The organism is Micromonospora sp. D75 (assembly GCF_018070405.1).
Lineage (GTDB): Bacteria > Actinomycetota > Actinomycetes > Mycobacteriales > Micromonosporaceae > Micromonospora > Micromonospora chalcea.
The window spans coordinates 1-7,938 of sequence record NZ_JAGPXV010000251.1; the positions used below are offsets into that span (position 1 = coordinate 1).

Annotated in this window: 7 protein-coding genes; all 7 read right to left on the reverse strand. The window is 71.1% G+C overall.

What is annotated here, in order from left to right:
- Positions 1-1,128, reverse strand: a 1,128-nt coding sequence (mmsB, locus tag KBX39_RS16510; protein WP_210871388.1) for a multiple monosaccharide ABC transporter permease, incomplete at its 3' end; no start/stop codon positions are given.
- Complete coding sequence (mmsA, locus tag KBX39_RS16515; protein WP_210871390.1) at positions 1,125-2,663, reverse strand: multiple monosaccharide ABC transporter ATP-binding protein; 1,539 nt, start codon at positions 2,661-2,663, stop codon at positions 1,125-1,127. The genes mmsB and mmsA, both read right to left, overlap by 4 nt.
- 83 nt (positions 2,664-2,746) lie before the next feature.
- A complete protein-coding gene (gene chvE / locus KBX39_RS16520) occupies positions 2,747-3,886 on the reverse strand; it encodes a multiple monosaccharide ABC transporter substrate-binding protein (protein ID WP_069088438.1) in 1,140 nt (379 codons plus the stop codon).
- Positions 3,887-4,080: 194 nt separating this feature from the next.
- On the reverse strand, positions 4,081-5,433 hold the full coding sequence (locus tag KBX39_RS16525) for an endo-1,4-beta-xylanase (protein WP_210871392.1): 1,353 nt from the start codon (positions 5,431-5,433) through the stop codon (positions 4,081-4,083).
- A 171-nt stretch (positions 5,434-5,604) separates the two neighbouring features.
- The gene (locus KBX39_RS16530) at positions 5,605-6,699 is read right to left on the reverse strand and encodes a 12-oxophytodienoate reductase (protein WP_210871394.1); all 1,095 of its coding nucleotides are present in this window, start codon (positions 6,697-6,699) and stop codon (positions 5,605-5,607) included.
- Positions 6,700-6,741: 42 nt separating this feature from the next.
- Positions 6,742-7,110, reverse strand: coding sequence for a MerR family transcriptional regulator (locus KBX39_RS16535; protein WP_210871396.1), 369 nt, complete (start codon positions 7,108-7,110; stop codon positions 6,742-6,744).
- A 48-nt stretch (positions 7,111-7,158) separates the two neighbouring features.
- A partial coding sequence (locus KBX39_RS16540; RefSeq protein WP_247660281.1) for a PEP-utilizing enzyme occupies positions 7,159-7,938 on the reverse strand: 780 nt, incomplete at its 5' end.

Below are 7,938 nucleotides of genomic sequence, written 5' to 3' on the forward strand. Positions count from 1 at the left end.
GCTCATCACCGCCATGATCAGGCCACCCACCATGGCGCCGACCACGGTGCCGACCCCGCCGGTGACCGCCGCGCCGCCGATGAAGGCCGCCGCGATCGCGTCCAGCTCGAACATGTTGCCGGCGGCCGGCTGGGCGCCGTTGGACCGGGACGAGTAGATCACGCCCGCCACGGCGGACAGGAAGCCCATGTTGACGAAGATCCAGAAGTTGACCCGCTTCACCCGGACGCCGGACAGCATCGCCGCGGGCAGGTTGCCGCCGATCGCGTACACCTGCCGGCCGAACACGGTACGGCGGGTGAGCAGGCCGTAGATCAGCACCAGCACGGCCAGCACGATGAGCACGATCGGCAGGCCGCGGGCGTTGGCGAGCTGCCAGGCGAACCACATGACCACGGCGCCGACCACCACGATCCGCAGGACGAACAGCGGGAACGACTCCACCGGCTGCTCGTGGCGCACCCGGGCGACCCGGGTCCGGAACACGGCCACCGCGTACCCGACGACGGCGAACGCGCCGATGAACAGCGTGAAGGCGTCGTAGCCCTCGCCGCCCAGCAGTCCGTTGAGGAAGCCGGCGGCGACCCGCTGGTACTCCTCGGGGAACGGCGACAGCGAGATGTTGTCCAGCACCCGCAGCGTGAGGCCGCGGAACAGGAGCATGCCGGCCAGGGTGACGATGAAGGCCGGGATCCCGGCGTACGCGACCCAGAGCCCGTGCCACGCGCCGACCGCGACGCCCACCGCGAGCGCGGCCAGCACGCCGGCCCACCAGGGCATGCCCTCCCGGATGACGAGCACCGCGGAGACCGCTCCGGTGAGCGCCACCACCGATCCCACGGACAGGTCGATGTGGCCGCCGATGATCACGATGACCATGCCGATCGCGAGCACCAGGATGTAGGAGTACTGGAGCACGATGTTGGTCAGGTTGCCGGGGCTGAGCGAGACACCGTCGGTGAGCACCGCGAACAGCGCGACGATCACCACCAGGGCGATGTAGATACCGCTCTGCCGCAGGTTGCCGAGGATCAGCGTGCGCGGGTCGCTGGTGCCGGTGTGCAGGCTCGCGGCCGCGCCGGTGTCGGGCGCGGCGACCTTCTGGGGCGTGGGCTTCGTGCTGGTCATCGGACGAGATCCCTGTCCTTGGTCATGAGTTCCATCAGGTTCTCCTGGGTGGCCTCGCGCACCGGCATCTCCCCGGTGATCCGGCCGGCCGCGAGGGTGTAGACGCGGTCGCACATGCCGAGCAGCTCGGGCAGTTCGGAGGAGATGAGGACCACCGCCTTGCCCTCGGCCACCAGCCGGTTGACGATCGTGTAGATCTCGAACTTCGCGCCGACGTCGATGCCCCGGGTCGGCTCGTCGAGGATCAGCACGTCCGGGTCGGTGAACAGCCACTTCGCCAGCACGACCTTCTGCTGGTTGCCGCCGGAGAGCTTGCCCACCACCGACATCACGGTCGGGGCCTTGATGTTCATGTCGCGCCGTCCCCGCTCGGCGACCTGGATCTCCCGGTTGCCGTCGATCCAGCCGTTGCGGGCGAGCTTGTCGAGCGCGGCGGCCGAGATGTTGCCCCGGACGTCGTCGATGAGGTTGAGGCCGTAGTGCTTGCGGTCCTCGGTGGCGTACGCGATGCCGTTGGCGATCGCCTCGGCCACCGTGCGCGCCCGTACCTCGCGGCCCTTGACGTACAGGCGGCCGCTGATGTCGCGGCCGTAGGCGCGGCCGAACACGCTCATGGCCAGCTCGGTGCGCCCGGCGCCCATCAGGCCGGCGATGCCGACGACCTCACCGGCGCGCACGTGCAGCGAGGCCCGGTCGACCACCAGGCGGTCCTGGGTGGGGTGCCGCACCGTCCAGTCCTCGATCCGCAGCACCTCCTCGCCGGGGGTGACGTCGCGGGTCGGGTAGAAGGTGGCCAGGTCGCGCCCGACCATGCCGCGGATGATCCGGTCCTGGGTCGCGCCGCCGTCGGCCATGTCGAGCGTCTCGACGGTGCGGCCGTCGCGGATGACGGTGGTCGAGTCGGCGATCGCCGTGATCTCACCGAGCTTGTGCGAGATTATGATGCAGGTGATGCCCTGGTCGCGGAGGCTGCGCATCAGGTCCAGCAGGTGCGCCGAGTCGACGTCGTTGAGCGCCGCTGTGGGCTCGTCGAGGATCAGCAGCCGCACCTTCTTGGACAGCGCCTTGGCGATCTCCACCAGCTGCTGCTTGCCGACGCCCAGCTGGATGACCGGGGTGACCGGGTTCTCGTGCAGCCCGACCGACCGCAGCAGCGCCGCGGCCTCGGCGTTGGTGCGGTGCCAGTCGATGAGCCCGCCGCGGCCCCGGCGCTCGTTGCCGAGGAAGATGTTCTCGGCGATCGACAGGTACGGCACCAACGCGAGTTCCTGGTGGATGATGACGATGCCGCGCGCTTCGCTGTCCTGGATGCCCCGGAAGCCGACCGGCTCGCCGTCCAAGACGATCTGGCCGTCGTAGCTGCCCGCCGGGTAGACCCCGGACAGCACCTTCATCAGGGTGGACTTGCCGGCGCCGTTCTCGCCGCAGATCGCGTGGATCTCGCCGCGCCGTACGGCGAGCGAGACGTCCTGCAGCGCGGTGACCCCGGGGAAGGTCTTCGTGATGCCACGCATCTCGAGGATGTGGTCGCTCATGGGTATCCGTCCTGCTCGTGGTCGTGGTGTCCGGAGCGGGGCGGGCCCGGTGGCGTACCGCGCCACCGGGCCCGCCGGCCGGATCAGCCGGCTCGGCCGGCGGCGACCTCCTGCTCGGTCAAGTAACCGGAGTCGATCAGGACGGACTTGATGTCCTCCTTGTAGACCGTCTGGACCGGCAGCAGGAACGCGGGCACGACCTTGACGCCGTTGTTGTACGCCTTGGTCTCGTTGGCCTTCGGCTCCTCCTTGCGCAGGAACGCCTCGGCGGCGATCACCGCCTGCTCGGCCAGCAGGCGGGTGTCCTTGAACACGGTGGAGCTCTGCACGCCGTCGTTGATGAGCTTGACGGACGCGACCTCGGCGTCCTGCCCGGTCACCACCGGCATCTTCTTGGCGCCGCCGCGGTAACCGGCGTTCTGCAGGGCGGTGATGATGCCCCGGGAGAGGCCGTCGAAGGGCGACAGCACGCCGTCGACCTTGCTGCCGTCGTTGTAGCTGGAGGTGAGCAGGTCCTCCATCCGTTTCTGCGCGGTCTCCTGCTGCCAGCGCAGGATCGCGGCCTGCTCGATCTTGGTCTGCCCCGACTTGACCTTCAGCGTCCCGGCGTCGAAGTACGGCTTGAGCGTGTCCATCGCGCCGTTGAAGAAGAAGCCGGCGTTGTTGTCGTCGAGCGAGCCGGCGAACAGCTCCACGTTGAACGGGCCGGTCGCGGTGCCCTTGGAGCCGTCCTTGTTCAGCAGGCCGAGGCCGACCAGGAGCGCGTTGGCCTGCGCCACGCCCACCTTGTAGTTGTCGAAGCTGACGTAGAAGCTGACGTTGGGGCTGTTACGGATGAGCCGGTCGTAGGAGATGACCGGGATCTTCGCGGCCGCGGCGGCCTGGAGCTGGCCGCTGAGCGCGGTGCCGTCGATCGGGGCGATGACCAGCACGTCCGCGCCCTGGGTGATCATCTGGTCGATCTGCTGCGACTGGGTGGGGATGTCGTCCCCGGCGTACTGCAGGTCGACCTTGTAGCCCTTGGCCTGCAACTTCTCCTTCACCGAGTTGCCGTCGGCGATCCACCGTTCCGAGGTCTGGGTCGGCATCGAGACGCCGATCGTCAGGTCGCCGGGCTTGGCGGAGCTGGTGTCCGAGCCGCCTCCGGCGCCCTCGCCGCTGCACGCGGCCAGGCTGATCGCGAGCGCGGCGCCGCTGACTGCGGCCAGGATTCGTCTGCGCACGAGCGTCCTCTCCCCTCCGTGGGCCCCTGTGACACAGGTAACCGTCACGGCGAGTGTTAACGCTCACAAGTTGCCCCGTCAACCAATCGCGCGAAATGTGCATGTCTCTTTCTTGTAACAGAGACGGCGCTCCAGGTAGGACGCGACCGGACGTCGCGGGGCGGCACGTCGTACCGCCCCCGCGACGCCTGAGCTCAGGAGGCGGAGCAGGTGGGCGTCATGCCCGATCCGCTTCCGTTGCCCTGGAACCCGAACTCGGCACTCTGGCCGGCGCCGAGCTGGCCGTTGTAGTCGACGTTCGTGAACCGCACCGTGCCGCTGTTACCGCTCGCGGTGGCGCTCCAGGTGTTTGTGACGCTCGCGCCGCCCGGCAGCGTCATGGTGACGGTCCATCCCCGGGTGCCCGACGAGCCCGCTGTCACCTTCACGTTGGCGACGAAGCCACCGGTCCAGGAGTTCAGCGTCACCGAGGCCGTACACCCGCCCTGACCCGGCGGCGGGGTGGTCGGGTTGTTCGGCGGCGGGGTGGTGGTCGGCGGCGGGTTGTTGGTGCCGGAGTTCAGCGCGTCGAGCACCGCGTTGTACGCCGCCTTCTTGTTGCCTGAACAGTCGAACAGCAGCGCGTTGTCCGAGCCGCGCCACGAGTCGCAGTCCCGCACGCCCCACACCGTGATGCCGGCGCAGCGCGACACCGCCAGGCAGGCCCGGGTGACGGCGGCGTAGATGTTCGCCTGGTTGCCGCCGGTCATCACGTCCAGCTCGGTGATCTGGACCTCCACGCCCAGGTCCGCGAAGCGCTGGAGGTTGGCCTGGTAGTCACCGGGGATCGTGGTGCCCAGGTGCGACTGGAAGCCGACGCAGTCGATCGGCACGCCACGCGACTTGAAGTCGCGCACCATGTTGTAGATGCCGGTCGACTTCGCGTTGATGCCGTCGGTGTTGTAGTCGTTGTAGCAGAGCTTCGCGCCCGGGTCGGCGGCGCGGGCGGCCCGGAACGCGGCCTCGATCCAGTCGTTGCCGGTGCGCTGCAGGTTCGAGTCACGGCGCCCGCCGCTGCCGCCGTCGGCGAACGCCTCGTTCACCACGTCCCAGGCGTAGATCTGCCCCCGGAAGTGGGTGGCGACCTGGGTGACGTGATTGATCGCGGCGTTGCGCAGCGCGCTGCCGGACAGACCCTGCGCCCACGACGGCTGCTGCTGGTGCCAGAGCAGCGCGTGCCCGCGCACCGACATCCCGTTCGCGCGGGCGTGGCTGACCAGCCGGTCGCCACCGCTGTAGTTGAACCGCCCCTGCTGCGGCTCGGTGGCGTCCCACTTCATCTCGTTCTCGGCCACCACGGAGTTGAACTCGCGGTTCAGCACCGTGGCGTACGTGTTGTCGGACAGCTTGTTGGTGGCGACCGCGGCGCCGAAGTAGCGGCCCTTCTCGGCCGCCGCCGCGCGCAGCGTGGTGCCGGCGCTCGCGGCCGGCGCCAGGGCCACCGCCATGCCGGCGGCGAGCGCGCCGGCCAGGATGCCGGTGGTCAGCAGGGCTCTCTTTCGTCTCATGCGGATTCCTCTTCCGGGGGTTACGCGATGGTGGTGGTGCGACTACCCCGACTCCGCGTCCGGTGACGGTGTCGGGGTACGACCAGCGCGGCTCGCCCGGTGAGCCTTGCGGCGCTCATGCCCTGCCATCGACTGTGAGCGATAACATCCCCCGGCGTCAACCCCTGGCGCCTACGGATAGACGTCCTCGTGCGCCTTGCGGTAGTCGACGATCTCGTCCAGCCGGCCGGCCGCGGCGTGCGTCACCCAGGCCGGGTTGCCGAGCAGCGCGCGGCCCAGCGCGACCAGGTCGAACTCCCCGTCCGCCAGCCGCGCGGCCAGGCCCGCCACCGACTCCGGGCCGCCCGCGCGCAGGAAGTCCCGGCGCAGCCCGACCGAGCCGACGGTGATCGACTGCAGACCGGTGAGACGCTTCGCCCAGCCGGCCAGGTTCAGCGGCGAGCCGGGGAACGCCGGCTCCCAGAAGCGACGCTGCGAGGCGTGCAGCACGTCCGCGCCGGCCTCGGCGAACGCGCCGAGGATCCGCGCCAGCTCGGCCGGGGTCTCGGCGATCCGCGCGTCGAACGCCCGCTCCTTGAACTGGGAGAACCGCACGATCACCGGCCGGTGTGCCGGGACCTGCTCGCGCACCGCGCGGACCACGGCCGCCGGGAACGCCGCCCGCCGCGCCGGGGAGCCACCGAACGCGTCGGTCCGGCGGTTCGTGTACGGCCACAGGAACTCGTCCAGCAGGTAACCGTGCGCGGCGTGGATCTCGACCGCGTCGAACCCGGCCCGGACCGCCACCCCTGCCGCGTCCGCGTACGCCGCCAGCAGGACGTCCGCGTCGGCGGCGGTCATCGCGTGCGGCGCGGGGCGGCCCGGCTCGCGTACCCCCGAGGGGGTCCACGCCGGAGCGCCGTCCACCGGCTCGCGCAGGCTGCCCAGGTGCCACAGCTGCGCGGCGATCCGGCCGCCGGCGGCGTGCACCGCCTCGACCACGCCGCGCCAGCCGGCCTCGGCCGCGCCGGGAGTCATCCGTGGCACGGTGTCCTCGTGGCCGGCGCTGGGATGGTCCACCAGCACGCCCTCGGTGACGATCAGGCCGACACCCGCCGCGGCGCGGCGCCGGTAGTACTCGGCCATCTCCGGCGTCGGCACGCCGCCCGGCGCGCGGTTACGGGTCATCGGCGCCATCACGAAGCGGGACGGCAACGACAGGCCGGCGACGGTGACCGGCTCCAGCAGCGGCGTCACCGGCGATGCGGTGTCCAGAGTCGCGTTCATGACCCGACGCTAGGAGTTGACACCGGTGTCAACTGCAAGCGCTCAGGCGGCCGGATCCCGGGTGTCCCCGGTCACCGTCATGTCGGCCACCACGTCGTCGAGCACCGCGACGGCGTGCGCGAGCCGTGCCATCTCGGCGGTCATCCGGGCCCGTTCCTCGCGCAGCCGGTCGGTCAGCCACGAGGTGCGGATCTCCGGGTCGGTCACGCAGGGCAGCAGCTCGGCCATCCGGCGGCTGCTCAGCCCGGCGTCGAACAGCCGCTGGATGAGCCGGACCCGGTCCACCGCCGACTCGGCGAAGACCCGCTGGCCGCTCGGCGTGCGCAGGGCGGCGAGCAGGCCCTGCTGCTCGTAGTACCGGATGGACCGGGCGCTGACCCCGGTACGCGCCGACAGCTCCCCGATCCGCATCGCGCCTCCCCGCTCGCCGGACCTCCATCATCGTGCATGCCGCGCCGGTCAGGACAGCAGCTCGACGTACCCGTCGGTGCCGTGCACCCGGATCCGCCCGCCGTCGGGGATCAGCCGGGTCGCGTCCGGCACCGCCACCACCGCGGGCAGGCCGTACTCGCGGGCGATCACCGCGCCGTGCGTCATCAGGCCGCCGATCTCCGTCACCAGTCCCGCGACGGCGACGAACAGCGGCGTCCAGCTCGGGTCGGTGTACGCGGTGACGAGGATGTCGCCCGGCTCCACGTCGGCCCGGGTCAGGTCCGTCACGACCCGCGCCCGCCCCTCGACCACGCCGGCCGAGACCGCCAGCCCGGCCAGGGCGCCCGGCGGCACGTCGTCGCGCCGGTACGAGCCGTCGAGGGCCTCGCCGTCGGAGGTGAGCACCCGGGGCGGGGTGAGCGCCTGGTGCGCCCGGAACTCCCCGCGGCGCCGCCGGATCAGCCCGGCGTCGGCCCGCCCGGTGGCCGCGACCTCGCGGAACTCGTCGAAGGTGAGGAAGAAGACGTCCTCCGGACCGGCGAGCACACCGGCGCGCGCCAGCCGGTCCGCCTCGGCCATGAGCGCCTGCTTGTAGACGGCGTAGCGGCTCACGATGTCGTACTTCGGGTACTCGCGGTAGCCGGCGAACGTGCGTACCCGGTCGATCATGCGTTGCGTCTCGGCGGCCTTGCGCTCACCGTCGGGCAGCGCGCGCAGGCGGTCCAGCACCTCCCGGGCCTTCGCCTCGGCCCGCTCCCGGCCCTGGGCGAAGCGGCGCGCGGCCGCGCCCGGGGTGAAGGTGCGGAC

Excerpts from the sequence above, each read along its gene's own strand:
- mmsA (WP_210871390.1), bottom strand. The coding sequence starts at position 2,663 with ATGAGCGACCACATCCTCGAGATGCGTGGCATCACGAAGACCTTCCCC.
- KBX39_RS16525 (WP_210871392.1), bottom strand. The coding sequence starts at position 5,433 with ATGAGACGAAAGAGAGCCCTGCTGACCACCGGCATCCTGGCCGGCGCG.
- KBX39_RS16530 (WP_210871394.1), bottom strand. The coding sequence starts at position 6,699 with ATGAACGCGACTCTGGACACCGCATCGCCGGTGACGCCGCTGCTGGAG.
- KBX39_RS16535 (WP_210871396.1), bottom strand. The coding sequence starts at position 7,110 with ATGCGGATCGGGGAGCTGTCGGCGCGTACCGGGGTCAGCGCCCGGTCC.